Annotated in this window: 18 protein-coding genes; 13 read left to right on the top strand and 5 right to left on the bottom strand. The window is 66.1% G+C overall.

The window, feature by feature from the left end; genetic code table 11:
* Nucleotides 1-131: 131 nt before the first annotated feature.
* A complete protein-coding gene (locus tag AAFG07_RS10140; protein ID WP_342729114.1) occupies nt 132-1,046 on the top strand; it encodes a LysR family transcriptional regulator in 915 nt (304 codons plus the stop codon).
* A gap of 151 nt (nt 1,047-1,197) precedes the next feature.
* On the opposite strand, the gene AAFG07_RS10135 is transcribed toward AAFG07_RS10140, so the two are convergent.
* A complete protein-coding gene (locus AAFG07_RS10135; RefSeq protein WP_342727144.1) occupies nt 1,198-1,818 on the bottom strand; it encodes a glutathione S-transferase family protein in 621 nt (206 codons plus the stop codon).
* A gap of 172 nt (nt 1,819-1,990) precedes the next feature.
* Here AAFG07_RS10135 and AAFG07_RS10130 point away from each other — a divergent pair, with 172 nt between their 5' ends.
* On the top strand, nt 1,991-3,256 hold the full coding sequence (locus tag AAFG07_RS10130; RefSeq protein ID WP_342727143.1) for a flavin-dependent oxidoreductase: 1,266 nt from the start codon (nt 1,991-1,993) through the stop codon (nt 3,254-3,256).
* Between the two features lie 135 nt (nt 3,257-3,391).
* Here the strand turns inward: AAFG07_RS10130 and AAFG07_RS10125 are convergent, their stop codons facing one another.
* Nucleotides 3,392-3,811: a PaaI family thioesterase gene (locus AAFG07_RS10125; protein WP_342727142.1), complete on the bottom strand. Its 420-nt coding sequence runs from the start codon at nt 3,809-3,811 to the stop codon at nt 3,392-3,394.
* Between the two features lie 68 nt (nt 3,812-3,879).
* Nucleotides 3,880-4,965 carry an A/G-specific adenine glycosylase gene (gene mutY, locus AAFG07_RS10120; protein ID WP_342729113.1) on the bottom strand — a complete coding sequence of 362 codons (1,086 nt, stop codon included), beginning with the start codon at nt 4,963-4,965 and terminating at the stop codon, nt 3,880-3,882.
* 78 nt (nt 4,966-5,043) lie between these two features.
* Here mutY and AAFG07_RS10115 point away from each other — a divergent pair, with 78 nt between their 5' ends.
* From AAFG07_RS10115 to AAFG07_RS10065, 11 genes are all read left to right on the top strand, one after another.
* The gene (locus AAFG07_RS10115; protein WP_342727141.1) at nt 5,044-5,328 is read left to right on the top strand and encodes a type II toxin-antitoxin system RelE/ParE family toxin; all 285 of its coding nucleotides are present in this window, start codon (nt 5,044-5,046) and stop codon (nt 5,326-5,328) included.
* Entirely contained in the window at nt 5,300-5,620 is a 321-nt protein-coding gene (locus AAFG07_RS10110; RefSeq protein WP_229164846.1) for a HigA family addiction module antitoxin, read from the top strand. Before AAFG07_RS10115 ends, AAFG07_RS10110 begins: the two co-directional genes overlap by 29 nt.
* A 32-nt stretch (nt 5,621-5,652) precedes the next feature.
* Nucleotides 5,653-6,132, top strand: a complete 480-nt coding sequence (locus AAFG07_RS10105; protein WP_342727140.1) for a DciA family protein — start codon at nt 5,653-5,655, stop codon at nt 6,130-6,132.
* A 122-nt stretch (nt 6,133-6,254) separates the two neighbouring features.
* Complete coding sequence (locus tag AAFG07_RS10100; RefSeq protein WP_050403998.1) at nt 6,255-6,911, top strand: DsbA family protein; 657 nt, start codon at nt 6,255-6,257, stop codon at nt 6,909-6,911.
* Between the two features lie 346 nt (nt 6,912-7,257).
* Complete coding sequence (smc, locus tag AAFG07_RS10095) at nt 7,258-10,722, top strand: chromosome segregation protein SMC (protein ID WP_342727139.1); 3,465 nt, start codon at nt 7,258-7,260, stop codon at nt 10,720-10,722.
* Nucleotides 10,723-10,868: 146 nt separating this feature from the next.
* Complete coding sequence (locus tag AAFG07_RS10090) at nt 10,869-11,657, top strand: small ribosomal subunit Rsm22 family protein (RefSeq protein ID WP_342727138.1); 789 nt, start codon at nt 10,869-10,871, stop codon at nt 11,655-11,657.
* Nucleotides 11,540-11,833, top strand: a complete 294-nt coding sequence (locus AAFG07_RS10085; RefSeq protein ID WP_342729112.1) for a small ribosomal subunit Rsm22 family protein — start codon at nt 11,540-11,542, stop codon at nt 11,831-11,833. Before AAFG07_RS10090 ends, AAFG07_RS10085 begins: the two co-directional genes overlap by 118 nt.
* Nucleotides 11,834-12,124: 291 nt before the next feature.
* Nucleotides 12,125-12,685: a LemA family protein gene (locus AAFG07_RS10080; protein WP_092124555.1), complete on the top strand. Its 561-nt coding sequence runs from the start codon at nt 12,125-12,127 to the stop codon at nt 12,683-12,685.
* Between the two features lie 34 nt (nt 12,686-12,719).
* A complete protein-coding gene (locus AAFG07_RS10075) occupies nt 12,720-13,982 on the top strand; it encodes a M48 family metallopeptidase (RefSeq protein ID WP_342727137.1) in 1,263 nt (420 codons plus the stop codon).
* A gap of 163 nt (nt 13,983-14,145) precedes the next feature.
* On the top strand, nt 14,146-14,889 hold the full coding sequence (locus AAFG07_RS10070; protein WP_166214394.1) for a hypothetical protein: 744 nt from the start codon (nt 14,146-14,148) through the stop codon (nt 14,887-14,889).
* 132 nt (nt 14,890-15,021) lie between these two features.
* The gene (locus tag AAFG07_RS10065) at nt 15,022-15,690 is read left to right on the top strand and encodes a hypothetical protein (protein WP_342727136.1); all 669 of its coding nucleotides are present in this window, start codon (nt 15,022-15,024) and stop codon (nt 15,688-15,690) included.
* Between the two features lie 144 nt (nt 15,691-15,834).
* On the opposite strand, the gene AAFG07_RS10060 is transcribed toward AAFG07_RS10065, so the two are convergent.
* Complete coding sequence (locus AAFG07_RS10060) at nt 15,835-16,374, bottom strand: adenine phosphoribosyltransferase (protein ID WP_092124551.1); 540 nt, start codon at nt 16,372-16,374, stop codon at nt 15,835-15,837.
* Nucleotides 16,375-16,490: 116 nt separating this feature from the next.
* A complete protein-coding gene (locus AAFG07_RS10055) occupies nt 16,491-18,656 on the bottom strand; it encodes an anthranilate synthase component I (protein WP_342727135.1) in 2,166 nt (721 codons plus the stop codon).
* Nucleotides 18,657-18,711: the final 55 nt, after the last annotated feature.

Raw genomic sequence — 18,711 nt, 5'->3', positions numbered from 1 at the left:
GTTGGCTCTGATTTCAGGCATTTCCTCAAGCGAAGCGCTATTCGCCTCGCGTGAGAACGCCTTGCCTCCCGATCATGCGACGCCGACGCACATTCTTCCAATCGATAGGTGGTATGATATATATTCACCTGATGAATTTGAATTCGCTTGACCTCAATCTGCTGGTCGCACTCGACGCCCTGCTGCGCGACGCCAATGTCAGCCGCGCCGCGATGCGGCTCAACCTGTCGCAGCCCGCGACCAGCCACGCGCTACAGCGGCTGCGCGACCTGATCGGCGATCCGCTCTTGGTACGCAACGGCGCGCGGATGGAGCTGACGCCGCGGGCACAGGCGCTGCGTTCACCGCTGGCGCAGGCGCTCGACCAGGTGCGCACGCTGTTCGTATCCGATGATTTCGACCCCGCGCGCAGCGAGCGGCATTTCCGCCTCATGATGCCCGACCTCGCGGTCGAGCTGTTGATGCCGCGGCTGATGGAGAAGGTGACTCAGCTGGCGCCGAACGTCACCATCGACGTGGTGCCGTGGCGGAGCTCCCCGATCTTCACGCCCGACTTCGCCCGCACCATCGATCTCGTGATCTCGATCGGCAATTCCTTCAAGGGATTTCACCGCCAGCGGCTCTACACCGACATCGATGCGCTGGCGGTGCGGCGCGGTCATCCCGCCGGCGTCAAGCTCAGGAAGCGCGAGGCGTTCCTGGCCGCGCGGCATGTCGCCGTGATCATCCGTGGCCACAACGAGGACCTGATCGACACCTGGCTGCGCGCCAAGGGCATCCAGCGGCGGATCGCGCTGGTGGTGCCGGGCTATATCGAGGCGCTGCACGTCACCGCGCGCACCGACCTCGTCGCCTTCGTGCCGCGCCGGCTGATCTCCGCGCTGTCGAAACAATTATCGCTGGTGACGGTGACGCCGCCGCTCGATCCCGGCATCGACGAGCAGCACATGTTCTATCCGACACGAGCCCAGATGGATCCCGGCTCGATCTGGCTGCGCCGGCTGATGCTGGAGACCGGACGGGAGCTCGAGACGCGGAAGGTGTAGTGGCGCCCCATCCCCCGCGTCGTCCCGGCGAAGGCCGGGACCCATAACCACCATTCTGAATCGTGGATGAAGGCTGTGGCCCCAGCGCACCACAGGTCCCGGCTTTCGCCGGGACGACACCGAGTTCTTGGCTTCCGCGTTGCTCTCTGCCTTACACCCTCTGCTCGGCCAGGACCTTCTGCACCGCCGGCCGCTGCTCCATCGCGGCGCGATGGGCCTTCACCTTGGGCAGGGTCGCGATGTCGACGCCGTCGCCGTCGAGCCAGAGGGTCAGCGTGTAGAGATAGGCGTCGCCGACCGTGTAGCTGTCGCCCATCACCCACGGGCCCTTCAGCATGTCGCGCTCGATCAGGTTGAAGCAGGCGCCCATGGTCTTCGGAACCATCGTCTTCATGTCGGCGAACGAAGTCTCCTGCGTCGCCCAGCGCGCGCCGCGCATCTTGTGGGCGTGGCAGACATGCACCGTCGAGCAGAGGTAGGAATTGAAGGCCTGCAGCTTCGCGAATGCGAAAGCGTCGTCGAGCGGCGCGAGCTTGGCCTGCGGATAGGTCTGCGCGATGTAGGCCAGCATCGCCGGCGTCTCGGTCAGCACGCCGCGGTCGATCACCAGCGACGGAACGCGGCCCTTCGGATTGATCTTCAGATACTCCGGGCTGTTCTGCTGGTTGATCTTGAAATCGAGCCGCTCGACCGTGTAGGGCGCGCCGGCCTCGGCCAGTGCAATGTGGGACGCGAGGGCGCAGGTGCCGGGGGCGGTGTAGAGCTTGAGCATGTCGTTGTCCTCTGCGGGCCTTGTCGGTTCGGTGCGAACCCGGCCTGGCTTGTTTTGAGATGCGGCGGACGTTAGCGGCAGCCCCTCTTGCAGTCCACCCCGCGCGGCGCCGCGGACCTTGCCCGCAGCGGGGCCGCCATGCGATGACGATGGCCAATCGAGAGGGCTTTTCATGACTGTGCTCATTGCAGGTGGCGGAATTGGCGGGCTGACGCTGGCGCTCAGCCTGCACCAGATCGGCGTGCCCTGCCGCGTGTTCGAGAGCGTGCCCGAATTGCGGCCGCTCGGCGTCGGCATCAACGTGCTGCCGCATGCGGTGCGCGAGTTGATCGAGCTCGGCCTGCACGATGTGCTCGACGCATCGGCGGTGCGGACCCGCGAGCTCGCCTATTTCTCCAAGCACGGCAAGCCGATCTGGAGCGAGCCGCGCGGGCTCGAGGCCGGCTATAAATGGCCGCAGTTCTCGATCCATCGCGGCCGGCTGCAGCAGCTGCTGCTCGATGCCGCGACCGAACGGCTGGGACGTGAGAACATCCTGACCAGCCATCATCTCACCGGCTGGACCGAGACCGCCGACGGCGTCCGCGCCGACTTCATCGACAAGGCGACCGGCAAGCCGGCCGGCAGCCATGGCGGCGCGGTGCTGATCGCCGCCGATGGCATCCACTCGGCGGTGCGCGAGAAGCTTTACCCGCAGGAAGGGCCGCCGATCTGGAACGGCCGCATCCTGTGGCGCGGCATCACCCGCGGCAATGCCTTCCTGACCGGCCGCACCATGATCATGGCCGGCCACGAGATCCTGAAATTCGTCTGCTATCCGATCTCGAAGGAGGCCGGCCCCGACGGCAAGTTCGACATCAACTGGGTCGCCGAGCGCCACATGCCGCCGACCTATCAGTGGCGCCGCGAGGACTATAACCGCACGGCAAAACTCGACGAGTTCCTGCCGTGGTTCGAGAGCTGGAATTTCGACTGGCTCGACGTGCCCGGCCTGATCCGAAACTGCCCGCACGCCTATGAATATCCGCTGGTCGATCGCGATCCGATCCCGCAATGGACCTTCGGCCGCGTCACGCTGATGGGCGACGCCGCGCACCCGATGTACCCGATCGGCTCCAACGGCGCCTCGCAGGCGATTTTGGATGCGCGCACGCTGACGCGCGAGATTTTGGCGCACGGTGCAACGCAGGCGGCGCTGTTGGCCTATGAGGCCGAACGGCGCCCGGCGACGACCGACCTCGTGATGCTCAACCGCCGCAACGGCCCGGAGCAGGTGATGCAGCTGGTCGAGGAGCGCGCACCCAACGGCTTCGGCGTCGTCACCGAGGTGCTGTCGCAGCAGGAGCTGGAAGACATTGCCGCCAACTACAAGCGCGTCGCCGGCTTCCAGGTCGAGGGATTGAACGCCAAGCCGCCGATCGTGCAGCGGACTGGCTGACGCAGCTCTCTACCCGTCATCCTGAGGAGCCGCGAAGCGGCGTCTCGAAGGATGCACGGCCCGGCCGGTGGCCGTCGCCCCTTCGAGACGCGCGCTCCTCAGGGTGACGGGATAGGCTGGAGCGTACGCGCCGCCCTACCGCAGCGCCCGCGACGCTTCCACCAGGCGAATGCTGCTGCTCGCCGTCGCGAGCAGCGTGCCGTCCACGGCGGTCAACCGGCCCTCGACAAAGGCGATGGTCTTGCCGAGCTGCGTCACCGTCGCCTCGCCGGTTATCGGTCCGGGTTTCGCGGGTGCGAGGAAATTGACGGTCATCGTGATCGTCGTGGTGAACAGCCTGCCCTCGGTCATGATGAACACCGCGGGGCCCATCGTGTCGTCGAGCATCGCCGAGAGCATGCCGCCCTGGATGAAGCCGGCCGGATTGCAGAAATCCTGCTTGCCGTCGAACACGATCCTGATCCAGCCGTCCTGCGGACGTGCGTCAGCCACGTGCCACCCCAGCAGCTTGGCGACTGGCGGCATCGAGATGCGGTCGAGTGCGGTTGCGATCATGGCGGCCTCCGTTTTGGAAGTCGTAGCCGAGACCTGCTGCCAGCATGGTGTCAGCAGGTCGTCTCCCCCTAGAGATCCAGCCCGTGCGCGATGGCCTTGCGCATCACATTGGGAAACGCCTCGCCGTCCAACGTCGCCACCGGCACCCAGCGCATGCCCTCCGGCGCGCGGGTCCGCGGCGGCACGCTGGCCGTGTAGACCACAAGCTCGAGCGGAAAGTGCGTGAACACATGGGTGACGACGCCGGTCTTGCGGTGCCAGCGCGTGACGCCCTTGAGCTCCGGCGCCTGCGCCAGCGCAGCGGCATCCTGCTGCCCGGCAAGCCATTGCGATCCCGGCACCTCGGTCATGCCGCCGAGCAGGCCTTTGTCCGGGCGCGAACGCACCAGGAGCTCGCCGCCGCGCGTCACCACGAAGGCGGCGCCGCGACGCAACGTGCCGCTCTTCTTCGGTGCCTTGCGCGGAAACGTCTCCTGGTCGCCGCGGGCGCGGCCAGCGCAATCGTCATTCAGCGGACACAATGCGCAAGCCGGCTTCTTCGGCGTGCAGATGGTGGCGCCGAGGTCCATCAAGGCTTGGGCACTGTCGCCGGCGCGGGACGGGCCGAGCAATGTCGCCGCCATCTTCTTGATTGGCGGCTTGGCCTGCGGCAGCGCCTCCTCGATGGCGTAGAGCCGGCTGACCACGCGCTCGATATTGCCGTCGACCGGCATGGTGCGGCGGTCGAAAGCGATCGCGGCGATCGCCGCCGCCGTGTAGGGCCCGATGCCTGGCAGCGCGCGCAGCCCGTCCTCCGTGTCCGGAAAGGCCCCGCCATGGTTGTTCAGCACCGCAACCGCGCAGGCATGCAGGTTGCGCGCCCGCGAATAATAGCCGAGTCCGGCCCACATCCTGAGGACATCGTCGAGCGAGGCGCGGCCGAGCGCGGTCACGTCGGGCCAGCGCGACAGGAATTTCTCGAAATAGGGGCCAACGGCCCTGACCGTGGTCTGTTGCAGCATGATCTCGGACAGCCACACGCGGTACGGATCGGCCCGCTCCCCCGCCTCCGCACGCCACGGCAGCCGCCGACGATGCCGGTCATACCAGGCCAGCAGCCGCGCCGGGCGGTCGGCGGCATCCTGCAACGGTTTTTGCTTGGTCGCTCGTGACAGGGGCACGTTTCTCCTCGGGGATCAGACACCGCCGCGCTATTCATTGCAGACTGTAACGCGACGCGTTATAGTCTGCACATGATCCAGAGCTTCGCGGACCCCGAGATAGCATTGATCTGGTCGGGCCGGCGCAGCAAGAGACTGCCACCAGATATCCAGAACGTTGCGCTCAGGAAACTTCGTCTTCTGAACCAAGCCCGTGCATTGGGTGACCTGCGCGTGCCGCCCGGCAACCGCCTGGAGGCGCTGAGAGCCGACCGGTTGGGGCAGCATTCGATCCGCATCAACGATCAATGGCGGATCTGCTTTGTATGGGATGAAGGAGGACCGGCACATGTCGAAATCGTCGACTACCACGACTAAGAGCGGGCTGCTTCGCAACCCCCACCCCGGCGAAATCCTGCTCGAGGAGTTCCTCAACCCGATGGGCCTCAGTCAGAACGGACTGGCGCGAGCCGTTCATGTGCCCCCCCGTCGCATCAACGAGATCGTGCTCGGCAAACGCGACATCACCGCCGACACCGACCTGCGTCTCGCGCGCTATTTTGGTGTTTCGGAGGGGTTCTTTCTCGGGTTACAGATGGACTATGACCTGATGCAACGGCGCCGCGAGATCGACCGCGATCTCAAGGCCATCCGGCCGCGCGCGGCCTGATGGCGGCTCGGCAACGTGCTATAACCCCTCCCATGCCCAGACCCGGCCCGATCAGCGCAAAGCCCCTGTCGATCCTGCTCAGCGACGTCTTCACCGACGCCTATGCCAAGCAGGGCTTTGCCGCGCGCGAACTGGTGACGCGCTGGACCGAGATCGCGGGCGAGCGGGTCGCGGCCTATTGCGAGCCCCTGAAGATCCAGTGGCCGCGGCCGGTGGAGGGGCAGCCGCAGGAGCCGGCCACGCTGGTGCTGCGGGTCGAGGGGCCGATGGCGCTGGAGATCCAGCACTCCTCCGACGTCATCCTGGAACGGGTGAACCGCTTCTTCGGCTGGCACGCGGTCGGCCGCCTGACGATCCGGCAGGCGCCGCTGTCGCGCCGCGCCCCCCCGACCCGGCCGCGCCAGCCCGACGCCAAAGCCGTGGCCCGGGAGGCGGCAAATCTTGCGGCCGTCGAGGACGATGATCTGCGCGCCGCGCTGGCCCGGCTGGGTGCCTCGATCAAGCGAAATTGACGCTTTTCGCAGGCTCCGCCGCGAGACCCCGGCATTGCCACAATGGTCGTTTCAAGCTAGCGAAGGCTTCTTTTCGGGACCCCCTTCATTCTGGCGTGAATGCGCCAATCCGGGAGCTGACCTTGATCATCACGCGCCGCGCTTTCACCACCGCTCTCTCGCTGACCGGGCTTGCCGCCCTCGCCGGCCTGTCGCCGCTGCGCCTGATCACGGACGCGTTCGCGCAGACCGCCGCCGAGGTCGCCAAGCCGCAATCGCTGCCGGACATGGGCCTCGGCCCGCAGGACGCCAAGGTGACCATCATCGAATACGCCTCGATGACCTGCCCGCACTGCGCCAATTTCAACGAGACCGTGTTCCCGAAGATCAAGTCGACCTACATCGACTCGGGCAAGGTCCGCTACGTGTTCCGCGAATTCCCGCTCGACATCAAGGCCGCCGCCGGCTCGATGCTGGCGCGCTGCATCGCCAAGGACGACGCGCCGAAGTTCTTCGCCGTGATCGACCTGCTGTTCCGCCAGCAGAACGACTGGGTGGTCAAGAACACCACCGAGACGCTGACGCGGATCGGCAAGCAGGCCGGCCTCAGCCAGCAGCAGGTCGAGGACTGCCTGAAGGATCAGACGCTGCTCGACAAGATCGCCGCCGACCAGAAATACGCCAACGACGTGCTGAAGGTGAACTCGACGCCGACCTTCTTCGTCAATGGCGAGATGCTGAAGGGCGAGACCTCGTTCGAGGAGTTCAGCAAGCACATCGATCCGCTGCTGAAGAGCTGATCACGCACCCGCGAATCCGACGTCGTCGTGCCCGCGTTCGAGTCGCGGCACGATAATTGTGGATGATTTGCGATCATGGCATGCCGCCGTCGCATCATTTCCCTGTTGAAAACCTGATTCGCACGATGCGAATCTTCGAGGACACGCAGAGGCCACAAAACCCCTGTAAATCCCCTGCAAATCCCTTGGGAAAAGCTTGGTCAAGCGGTTGCCCTGACGCACTCGCATCGCCATTGTCGCCGCTCATGAGAGCTGCACGCAGCTATTCACCCCAGACACCGACATTGCCATCCATGGTATTGTCACGGCAGGGAGATTCGCGCCCGGCCAAACGAGATTTGTGTACATGAAGCTCACGCGCCTCCGCCTGCACGGTTTCAAGTCGTTCGTTGAACCCACCGATTTCATGATCGAGCCGGGCCTGACCGGCGTCGTCGGACCGAACGGCTGCGGCAAATCCAATCTCGTCGAAGCGCTGCGCTGGGCGATGGGCGAGACCTCGCACAAGTCGCTGCGCGCCGCCGACATGGATGCGGTGATCTTCGCCGGTTCCGGCAATCGTCCGGCGCGCAACCACGCCGAAGTCGTAATGACGATCGACAATTCCGATCGCTCGGCGCCGGCCGCGGTCAACGACAGCCAGCTGCTCGAAATCTCCCGCCGCATCGAGCGCGAGGCCGGCTCGGTCTACCGCATCAACGGCCGAGACGTGCGCGCCCGCGACGTGCAGATCCTGTTCGCCGATGCCGCCACCGGCGCGCGTTCGCCGGCGCTGGTCCACCAAGGCAAGATCGGCGAAATCATCCAGGCCAAGCCCGAGCAGCGCCGCCGCGTGCTGGAAGACGCCGCCGGCGTTGCCGGCCTGCACGCCCGCCGCCACGAGGCGGAACTGCGGCTGAAGGCGGCCGAAACCAACCTCACCCGCGTCGAGGACGTGATCGGCCAGCTCTCCGGCCAGATGGAAGGCCTGAAGAAGCAGGCGCGCCAGGCGATCCGCTACCGCGAGGTCGCGGCCAAGGTGCGCAAGTCCGAGGCCATGCTGTTCCATCTGCGCTGGATCGAGGCCAATGCCGACGTCAACGATGCCGCGCACACCCATGATATCTCCGTGCGCGAGATGGCCGAGCGCACCCGCGAGCAGGCCGAATCCGCCCGCATCCAAGCGATCCGCGCCGCCGAATTGCCGGCCCTGCGCGATGCCGAGGCACGCGCCGCCGCCGGCCTGCAGCGCCTGACCAATGCGCGCGAGATGCTCGACCGCGAGGAGCAGCGCGCCAAGGAGCGCGTCGGCGAGCTCGATCGCCGCCTCACCCAGTTCGCCCAGGACATCGCGCGCGAGCAGCAGCAGACCTCCGATGCCGACATCGCGCTGCAGCGCCTCGACACCGAAGACGCGGAGCTGAAGGAAGAGATCAAGTCGCGCGTCGAGAAGCGCTCCGGCGTCGACGAGCGCGTCTCCGAGGCCGAGGAGATCCTGGCCGCGACCGAGCGCCAGTTCTCCGAGCTGACCACGCAGCTCGCCGACCTGACCGCCAAGCGCAACCAGCTCGAAGCCGGCGTGCGCACGCATCGCGACCGGCTGGCGCGGCTCGATCAGGAGATCGCCAACGTCCAGGCCGAGGAAACCAAGCTCGCGCAGGAGACCGGCAATCTCGGCGACATCGACGCGCTCGCCGCCGCCATGGAGATGGCGCAGCAGACGCTCGCCGAATCCGAGGCGGCCGTGCAGTCCAGCGAGGCGCATCACGCCGCCGTACGGCAGACGCTGGAAGCCTCCCGCAATCCGCTCGCCGAAGCCGAGAAGCGCGTGCAGCGGCTCGAGACCGAAGCCCGCACCATCTCCAAGCTCGTCACCAGCGAGACCAAGAATCTGTGGCCGCCGATCATCGACGGCATCACGGTCGCCAAGGGCTATGAAAAGGCGATCGGCGCCGTGCTCGGCGACGACCTCGACGCGCCGGTGGATTCCTCTGCGCCGATGCGCTGGACCAATGTCGGTGAAGCCGCGGGCGACCCTGCGCTGCCGGATGGTGTCGAGCGGCTGGCCGATCACGTCCAGGCGCCGCCGGAACTGGCGCGCCGTCTCGCCCAGATCGGCGTGGTGGCCAAGGAACGCGGCGCGGCGCTGGTGTCGCAGCTGAAGACCGGTCAGCGGCTGGTGTCGCTCGAAGGCGACGTCTGGCGCTGGGACGGCTTTGTCGCCGACGCCCATGCCCCGACCGGCGCCGCCCGCCGCCTCGCCGAACGCGCCCGCCTGGTCGACATCGAGCATGAGCTGGAACAGGCCCGCATCGATGCCGCCACCAAGCGTCAGGCGCTGGAGACGGCTGAAGAAGAATTGCGCTCGGCATCCGCCGCCGAGGGTGCGTCGCGCGAAGCCGTGCGTGCCGCCCGCCGCGAGACCGACGCCGCGCGTGAGCGCCATGCCGCGACCGAACGCGAGATCAACCGTCACTCTGCGCGCAAATCGGCGCTGACCGAGGCGCACAGCCGCGTCGCCGCCGACCGCGCCGAAGCCGAAGCGGCCCATGAGAACGCGGTTGCCGCGCTGTCCGAATTGCCGCCGGGCGTCGAGACCGAAGCCCAGCTCGCCGCGGTTCGCGCCGAGATCGACAACCAGCGCCGTGCCGCGGCACAAGTCCGCGCCGAGGCGCAGGCGCTCGCCCGCGAGGCCGAACTCGCCGACCGCCGCGTGCAGGCCATCGTTGCCGAACGCAACGAGTGGCAGAGCCGCAAGACCAGCGCCGCCTCGCAGGTCGGGACCATCGAAGAGCGCATCGCCGAGGTGTCGGCCGAGCGCGAGGAACTGGCCAATGCGCCGGAAGTGTTCGCCGAGAAGCGCAGCGCGCTGATCACGGAGATCGAGCACGCCGAGGGCGATCGAAGGATCGCCGCCGATGCGCTGGCGACGGCGGAAGCCGCGATGGCGGAAACCGATCGCCTCGCCAAGACCTCGCTCGAAGCGCTCTCCTCTTCCCGCGAAGCCACCGCGCGCGCCGAAGAGCGCATGGAAGGCACCCGCCGCCGCCTCGCCGACATCGAGCGCGAGATCCACGACATGCTCGAGGTCGAGCCGAGCGCGGTCGTCGGCATGGCCGAGATCGAGCCCGGCGCGGAGCTGCCGCCGGTCGCGCAGGTCGAGGAAGAACTCGAGAAGCTGCGCCGCGACCGCGAGCGCCTGGGCGCGGTCAATCTGCGCGCCGAGGAAGAACTCAAGGAAGTCGAGACCCAGCATACCGCGCTGACCACCGAACGCGACGACCTGGTCGAAGCGATCAAGCGGCTGCGGCAGGGCATCCAGAGCCTCAACCGCGAAGCGCGCGAGCGTCTGCTGACCTCGTTCGAGACCGTCAACAACCACTTCAAGCGGCTGTTCACCGAGCTGTTCGGCGGCGGCGAAGCCGCGCTGCATCTGATCGAGAGCGACGATCCGCTCGAGGCCGGCCTCGAAATCATCGCCAAGCCGCCCGGCAAGAAGCCGCAGACCCTGTCGCTGCTGTCAGGCGGTGAGCAGGCGCTGACGGCGCTCGCGCTGATCTTCGCGGTGTTCCTGACCAACCCGTCGCCGATCTGCGTGCTGGACGAAGTCGACGCGCCGCTCGACGACCACAACGTCGAACGGTTCTGCACCCTGCTGAACGAGATGACGGCGTCGACCGAAACCCGCTTCATCATCATCACGCACAATCCGATCACGATGGCGCGGATGAACCGGCTGTTCGGCGTCACCATGGCCGAGCGCGGCGTGTCGCAGCTGGTGTCGGTCGACCTGCAGGGCGCGGTCGATATCCTCGACCAGAACGTGGCGTAACGCTACGTCGAAGCACCTCGGACTTGAGGCGAGGCCTCTCGGCCCCGTCATTGCGAGGAGCGACAGCGACGAAGCAATCCACGCCTCCACAAGCGGTGCCATGGATTGCTTCGCTCCGCTCGCAATGACGTGCGATAGTGCAGCGGATGACCTCACCCGACCTTCCAGCGGAACTGCGTGCGGCCCTCAACACCCGCCTCGAAGGCCGCTCGCGCAGCGATGCCGCCGGCCGCGCGGCGGTGATCTCACAGACCTATCGCGAGGGCGGCGGCTCCGGGACGATCCGGACCGAAACCGATGCGCTGGCCTACGCGCTGGCGCGGATGCCGGCGACCTATGCGGCCGTGGTGGCGAGCCTCAATGCGCTGACGGAGATCCGGCCGGATTTTGCGCCGGCGAGCCTGCTTGATGTCGGCGCCGGCCCCGGGACCGCGACCTGGGCGGCGGCGGAGACGTTCACGTCGCTAAAGGGCTTCACCCTGCTCGACGCCAACGGCGCGTTGCGAACACTCGCCGAGGGGCTGTTTCACGGCAGCATTCGTTTGCACGACGCCAGCTACCAGCTCGGTCAGGCCCGCGCTTTGCTGGACAAGGCCGCCCCGGCCGATCTCGTCGTCGCCAGTTACATGATCGGCGAGCTCGGCGAGGCCGAGCGCGCGGCACTGGCCGATGCGCTGTGGTCCAAAACCGGCGATACGTTATTGGTCGTCGAACCCGGCACACCTGCCGGCTATGCGCGGATCATCGCGCTCCGCGCACGCTTGATCGCCACCGGCGCGCATGTCACAGCCCCCTGCCACATGACGGCGGCTGCCCGCTGGTGGCGCCAGACTGGTGCCATTTCTCGCAGCGCCTGCAACGCTCACGCGCGCACAAGCAGGTCAAGGGCGCCGATGCCCCGTTCGAGGACGAGCGCTTCGCCTATGTCGCGCTGAGCCGCGCGCGCGTTGAGAGAAGGCCATCGCGCGTGCTGGCGCAGCCGGATGTCGGCAAGGTCGAGGTTGCGGCCAAGCTCTGCACGCCCGAGGGCGTCGCCGTCGCCAGAGTACCCCGCCGCGCCAAGGCCGATTACGCAAGCGCCCGGCGCTGGCGCTGGGGTGATGCGGTTTAGCGACTTGCGTCGTCCCGCCGAAGGCCGGGACCCCGGTTGTGAAGCGAAGCCGACGCCGCTTGTGCCTTTTCCACGGGCCGCGGCGTATGGGTCCCGGCCCCCGTGCGCAATCGCGCACTAGGCCGGGACGACGTAGAATTAGCGGGACGACGACATCGACCTCACCGGACGATGTTGAACCAATTCGTATCCATCCCGACCAACGATTGCCCACCATTTCGCGGCGGGCTGCCCTGCGCCCCAATCTTGGGCTACGGTGCCGCCGTCTCGTCCATCAGGAGCTGCCCTGTCATGTCGACAAGCTGGATCGTTATCGGCGTCATCGTCCTTCTCGTGCTGTTTGCGTTCGGCGCCTACAACCGCCTCGTCGCGCTCGGCCAGCGCGTCAGCCAGGCCTTTGCCGATATCGATGTGCAGCTCAAGCAGCGCCACGACCTGATCCCGAACCTGGTCGAGACCGTGAAGGGCTATGCCGCACATGAGCGCGGCACGCTCGACGACGTCATCAAGGCGCGCAACTCGGCGATCTCGGCTCAGGGGCCGGCCCAGGTCTCGGCGGCGGAGAACCAGCTCTCCGGCGCGCTCGGCCGGCTGATCGCACTGTCCGAGGCCTATCCGGACCTCAAGGCCAACGCCAATTTCCAGCAGCTCGCCTCCGAGCTTTCCGATCTCGAGAACAAGATCGCCGCCAGTCGCCGTTTCTTCAACAACGCGGTCCAGGAATACAACACCGGCATCCAGCAGATGCCGGCCGCACTGTTCGCCGGCATGTTCGGCTTCACCCGCAAGGATTTCTTCGACCTCGGCGCCAGCCGCACGGAGGTCGAGGCGGCACCGAGCGTGAAGTTCTGAGGCGCAACGCGCGCCGGCGAGAGGCTGCTCCGTCATGGCCGCCTATGGTCTCTACACGCATATCGCATCGAACAAGTTTCGTTCGATGCTGCTGCTCGCCGGCCTGTTCCTGCTGATCTACGTGCTGGTCTATGCCGGCGCGCTGGTCGCGGAGGTGATGATCGATAGCGGCCGCACGGCCGATTACTATCTGACCCATGCCTCGCGCGATCTGGTCTCGGCCTTCCCGTGGGCGACGATCGCGGCGGTGGCCTGGATCGTGATCGCCTATTTCTTCCACCAGAAGATGATCGACGCCGTCACCGGCGGCGAAAGCGTGACGCGGCAGCAGCAGCCGCGGCTCTACAATCTGCTGGAAAACCTCTGCATCTCGCGCGGCATCCCGATGCCGAAGCTGAAGGTGATGGACAGTCCGGCGCTGAACGCGTTCGCGACCGGACTGAACCCGCGGCAATACGCCATCACGGTCACCACGGGTCTTCTGAAAGCGCTTGATGATCAGGAGATCGAGGCCGTGCTCGGCCACGAGCTCACCCATATCAAGAACGGCGACGTGCAGCTGATGGTGGTCGCCGTGATCATCGCCGGCGTCGTCGGCTTCTTCGGCGAATTGTTCTTCCGCCTATTCACAAATCTGTCGTGGAGCGGCGGCAGCGGAGGTGGCTGGTCGTCATCGTCATCCTCCCGATCGACGTCGTCCTCTTCGGACCGCGACAGCAAGGGCTCGGGCGGCGGCGCGATCATTGTCATCATCATCGCGGTCGCGCTGATCATGCTGGCCTGGCTGCTGTCGCAGGTGGTCAAGCTCGCGCTGTCGCGATCGCGCGAATTCCTCGCCGATGCCGGATCGGTCGAGCTGACCAAGAATCCCGATGCGATGATCTCGGCGCTGCGCAAGATCGAGAACCGCGGCGAGTTGCCGGGCGCCACCTCGGCGGTGATGGAACTCTGCGTCGACAATCCGCGCGAGGGTTTTGCCGACCTGTTTGCCACCCATCCGTCGGTGAAGTCCCGGGTCGATGCCCTGGTGAAATTTGCCGGCGGCCACGATCCCGGACCGCTGGCGCTGCCGGATGAGTCATCGGACGCGACGGGAACGCAGGACCAGCCGTCCGCGGCGGGCGACCAGCCTCCGCCTGTCACTCATGGCCCAACTCACGGCCCCTGGGGCGACACGCCGCCTGCACAACCGAACAATCCGCCGCCGCTGCCGGGCAGCAGCCCCGCACAGGGACCATTGGGACCGCTGGGTCCTTTGCAAGGCCCACTTCAGGGCCCTTGGGGCCGACACCGCTGATCGTGCCCTAGGCTCCTCAGTCCATTAAGGAAATCCCTACCAAACCCACTGTGGGCACCTTAAGGAATTGAATTCTCCCTCGTTTCTGCCATGTTCGCGCCCAAAGCAGTGTGGGGACTTGCCGATCGCCATCGCGGTCGGGAGCGCGCTTTAAGGGACTTCCATGGCAAAGCCGGTTGTGATCGTGGTGGGCGCTGACAAGGGCGGGGTCGGCAAGACCACCGTCTCGCGGACGCTCCTGGACTATTTCAGTGCCAACAACGTGCAGACCCGGGCCTTCGACACCGAGTCGCCGCGCGGCACGCTGAAGCGCTTCCATCCCGACATCACCGAGATCGTCGACATGACGACGACCGCGGACCAGATGAAGATCTTCGATACGCTGAACGCCGGTTCCTCGGTCACCGTGATCGACGTCCGCGCCGGCCTGTTGTCGCCCGCGCTGGCCTCGCTGCGCGATATCGGCTTCCTCGACGCGGCGCGCTCCGGCCAGATCACCTTCGCCGTGTTCCACATCCTCGGCCCGTCGATCGCTTCGCTGGACGAAATCGCCGAGACCGCCAACTTCATGAGCGGCGCGAAATATTTCCTGGTGAAGAACTTCATCAACGACACCCAGTTCTTCCAGTGGGACCAGGCGACCTACAATTCCTACTTCCACCGCATCAAGGACGCCGTCGACCTCACCATCCCGAAGCTCAACGAAATGGCCTACGAGCAGGTCGAGGTCTCCTCGGTTCCGTTCCTGAAGTTCGTTGCCAACAAGGGCATCAACGACGACGCCGCGAACTACTCCTTCGTGCTGCGCGGCTATGTCCGGCACTGGCTCGCCAATGTCTGGAGCGAGTTCGACCGGATCAAGCTGACCGACCTGGTCGGCGCCAAGTCGGCCAAGGGCGAAAAATAGTCGCGCGCGCAGGGGGGGCCAAAAGTCCCGCCCGGGCCAGCGAAAGAGTCGCGCTGGCGCAGCGAAAAAAATCGCGCCGGGGGGCGGCGATGGGGCTGGATTGGGCGAAAATTTGGCCTGATATAGCGGGCGATGTCGTCCACGCCCGTTTACATCATCTGCTCGCCCCGCCCGCAGGTCGGCAAGACGCTGATCGCGCGGCTGCTCGGCGAATTCCTGCTGCTCAAGAACGGCGACGTCGTCTGCTACGACATCAATCTGAAGGAGCCGTCGCTGCTCGACTATCTGCCGCGGATCACCGAAACCGCCGACGTGATCGACACCTACGGCAAGATGCAGCTGATGGACCGCGTCATCGTCAATGACGGCATCGCCAAGGTGATCGACCTCGGCTACCACGCCTTCGACGAATTCTTCAAAATGGTCGACCAGATCGGGCTGATGAAGGAGGCGCTGCGCCGCCGCGTCTCGCCTGTGATCCTGTATGTGGCGGATACCGACCGCGCCTCGGTGCACGGCTACCAGACGCTGCAGGGCATGATCCCGCCGAACGCACTCATCGTGATCGACAATGAATTCGTGGTGCGCGGCGAGCTGCCGCCGGTCATGACCGCCAGCCGGGTGCTGCGCTTCCGCGCGCTGCCGGTGTTCCTGAAGACCTATATCGACCGGCTGACCTTCTCCTTCACCGGCTATCTGCGCCAGGAGAGGGACTCATCGACCGAGCTGCATCAGTGGATCCGGCGGAATTACACCACGTTCCGCGATCTCGAGCTGAGCATGCTGCTGCAGCGGGGATAACTGTCGTCCCGGCCAAGCGAAGCGCGAGCCGGGACCCATAACCACAGCTATATGTTTGGCGAAGGCTGGGGCCACAGCCTGTCCACGACTGACATTCGTGGTTATGGGTCCCTGCTTTCGCAGGGACGACGTGGAGAGAGAGAGCTAATGCCCCTCGAACGCCATCAGCGTGCGCACCGGAACGTCCATCGCGCGCAGCTTGGCGGCGCCGCCGAGATCGGGCAGGTCGATGATGAAGCAGGCCGCGACCACATTGGCGCCGATCTGGCGCAGCAGCTTCACCGCACCCTCCGCGGTGCCGCCGGTCGCGATCAGATCGTCGACCAGAATCACGCGCTCGCCGGGCTGCACGGCGTCGGCATGCATCTCCATCTCGTCGATGCCGTATTCCAGCGAGTAGGCGATCCGCACCGTGGTGTGCGGCAGCTTGCCCTTCTTGCGGATCGGCACGAAGCCGGCCGAGAGCTGATGCGCCACCGCGCCGCCGAGGATGAAGCCGCGCGCCTCGATGCCCGCGACCTTGTCGACCTTCGCCCCCGCCCAGGGATGCACCAGTTCGTCGACCGCACGGCGGAAGGCGCGGGCATCGGCGAGCAGCGTCGTGATGTCGCGGAACAGGATGCCCTTCTTCGGGTAGTCCGTGATGGTGCGAACGGTCGCCTTGATGTCGTGGTCGAAGGTCATTGGTCTCGCTCTGGCTGTCATTCCGGGGCGATGCGTCAGCATCGAACCCGGAATCTCGAGATTCCGGGTCTGGTGCTAGCGCACCATCCCGGAATGACGATGGTTAAACTTTGCCTTCACTTGGTACTCACGTTAAGCCGGAATGCATTCTCGACAATGCGCAGGCCCACCTCGTTGCCGAGCGACATCAGCGATTCCGGATGGAATTGCACGCCGCCGACCGGCAGGGTCTTGTGCTCGATCACCATCGCGACGCCGTCTTCGGTGGTCGCGGTCACCGCCAACACCTCGGGCACGCTGTCGCGCTCGACATAGAGCGAGTGATAGCGGCCGATCACGATCTCATTCGGCAAATTGTGCATCAACCTGCCGCCGCGCACCTGAACCCGCGACGGTCGGCCGTGCGCGGGCTGGCCGAGCTGCCCGAGCTGCCCGCCGAAATACTCACCGATCGCCTGCACGCCGAGGCAGACGCCGAAGATCGGCAGCTTCTTCTCCAGCGCGGTGTCGATGGTCTTCGCGATGCCGAAATCCTCCGGGCGGCCCGGCCCGGGCGACAGCACCAGCAGGTCCCAGCTCTTCTTCTTGAGCATGTCCTGCGCATGGATATGCCGGACCACGGTGACGTTGGCGCCGACCTGGCGGAAATAATCGGCCAGCATGTGTACAAAACTGTCGTCGTGATCGATCAAGAGCACGTTCTTGCCCGAGCCGGTGGCGTCAGGCGCGAAATCCGACAGCGGCTTCGGCGGATCGCCGCGCAGCGCCTGGAACAGTGCCGCCGCCTTGACCTGGCATTCGCGATCCTCGGCGGCCGGATCCGAGTCGAACAGACAGGTGGCGCCGACGCGCACCTCGGCGAGACCGTCCTTCATGCGGATGGTGCGGATGGTGAGGCCGGTGTTGATACTGCCGTCGAAATTGACGCAGCCGATCGCGCCGGCGTACCAGCGCCGCGGCGACCGCTCATGATCCTCGACGAACTGCATCGCCCACAATTTCGGCGCGCCGGTCACCGTCACCGCCCAGGCATGAGTGAGGAAGGCGTCGAGCGAATCGAAGCCCGGCCGCAGCATGCCCTCGACGTGGTCGACGGTGTGAAACAGTTTTGAGTAGGTCTCGATCTGCCGCCGCGCCAGCACCTTGATGGTGCCGGGCACGCAGACCCGTGCCTTGTCGTTGCGATCGACGTCGGTGCACATGTTGAGCTCGAACTCGTCCTTTTCCGAGTTCAGGAGCTTGCGGATCTGTTCGGCATCGCCGATCGAATCCGAACCGCGCGCGATGGTGCCCGAGATCGGGCAGGTCTCGACCCGGCGGCCGTCGGAGCGCACGAACATCTCGGGCGATGCGGAGACCAAGAACTCGCCGTCGCCGAGATTCATCAGCGCGCCATAGGGCGACGGATTGATGCGGCAGAGCCGCTGGAACACCTCCGCCGGCGAACGCTCGCAGGGCTCGGCAAACAGCTGCCCGGGCACTGCCTCAAACAGATCACCGCGGGCGAACGCCGCGCGAGCGACTTCAACCGTCGCCTGGTATTCGCCCGGGGCGTGATCGGCAAAGCCCTGCCGCCCGGTCTTGGCGTAGAGGCTCGGCGCGGTCTCGTGCGACTGGCCGGCGGTGGATTTGCCCTTCCAGGTGAACTCGTAATTCAGCGCCACGCCGCGGCCGGTGGCGCGGTCATACGCCAACAGGCGGTCCGGCACGTAGAGCACGATGTCGCGCTGGTCGGCCTCGCGGGTGCGCTTCTGCACGATGTCCTCGATCTGGAACACGAGGTCGTAGGCGAAGGCGCCGAACAGGCCGAGCAGCGGATCGGCATTGGAGGTGAACGCCGCCACCATGTCGCGCACCAGCGACATCACGCTGGCGCGGCGGGTGCGCTGGTCTTCCTCGACCGGCGCGGCGCCGCGGACGATATGGCCGGCGAGCCTGGTCGCACTACGCTCGGTGATGACGACGCAGGGCTCGCGCAGCACGTCGCCGAGGAAGGCGATCAGGACCTCGCCGCGCGGGTTCAGCGCCTGCAACGAGAAATCGGTGCCCGACGTCTCCAGCACCAGCGGCGGATCGGCAAAGCCGAGGTCAAAGCTCTCGTAGCGGCCCGGCACCGTCGTGCCCGAGGACAGCACCACGCCGCGACGGCGGTCCAGCAGCGCGATCAAATCGTCAAGACGGTTGGCGCCGCCGGTGAACTGCTCGACCACGCGCGCGACCGCGAGGCCGCCATTGGTGAGGTATTCGCTGTTGGCCGGCAGGGAGAAGACTGTCCTGTTCATGTGATCCTCTTACGAAACTTGGGAAGAGAGCGCCACACAGGACAAACGAAGGGAG

It is taken from the genome of Bradyrhizobium sp. B097 (assembly GCF_038957035.1).
In the GTDB taxonomy this organism is placed as follows: Bacteria; Pseudomonadota; Alphaproteobacteria; order Rhizobiales; family Xanthobacteraceae; genus Bradyrhizobium.
Note: the sequence above shows the minus strand (reverse complement) of the source record. Positions and strands in the feature narration are given on the sequence as shown.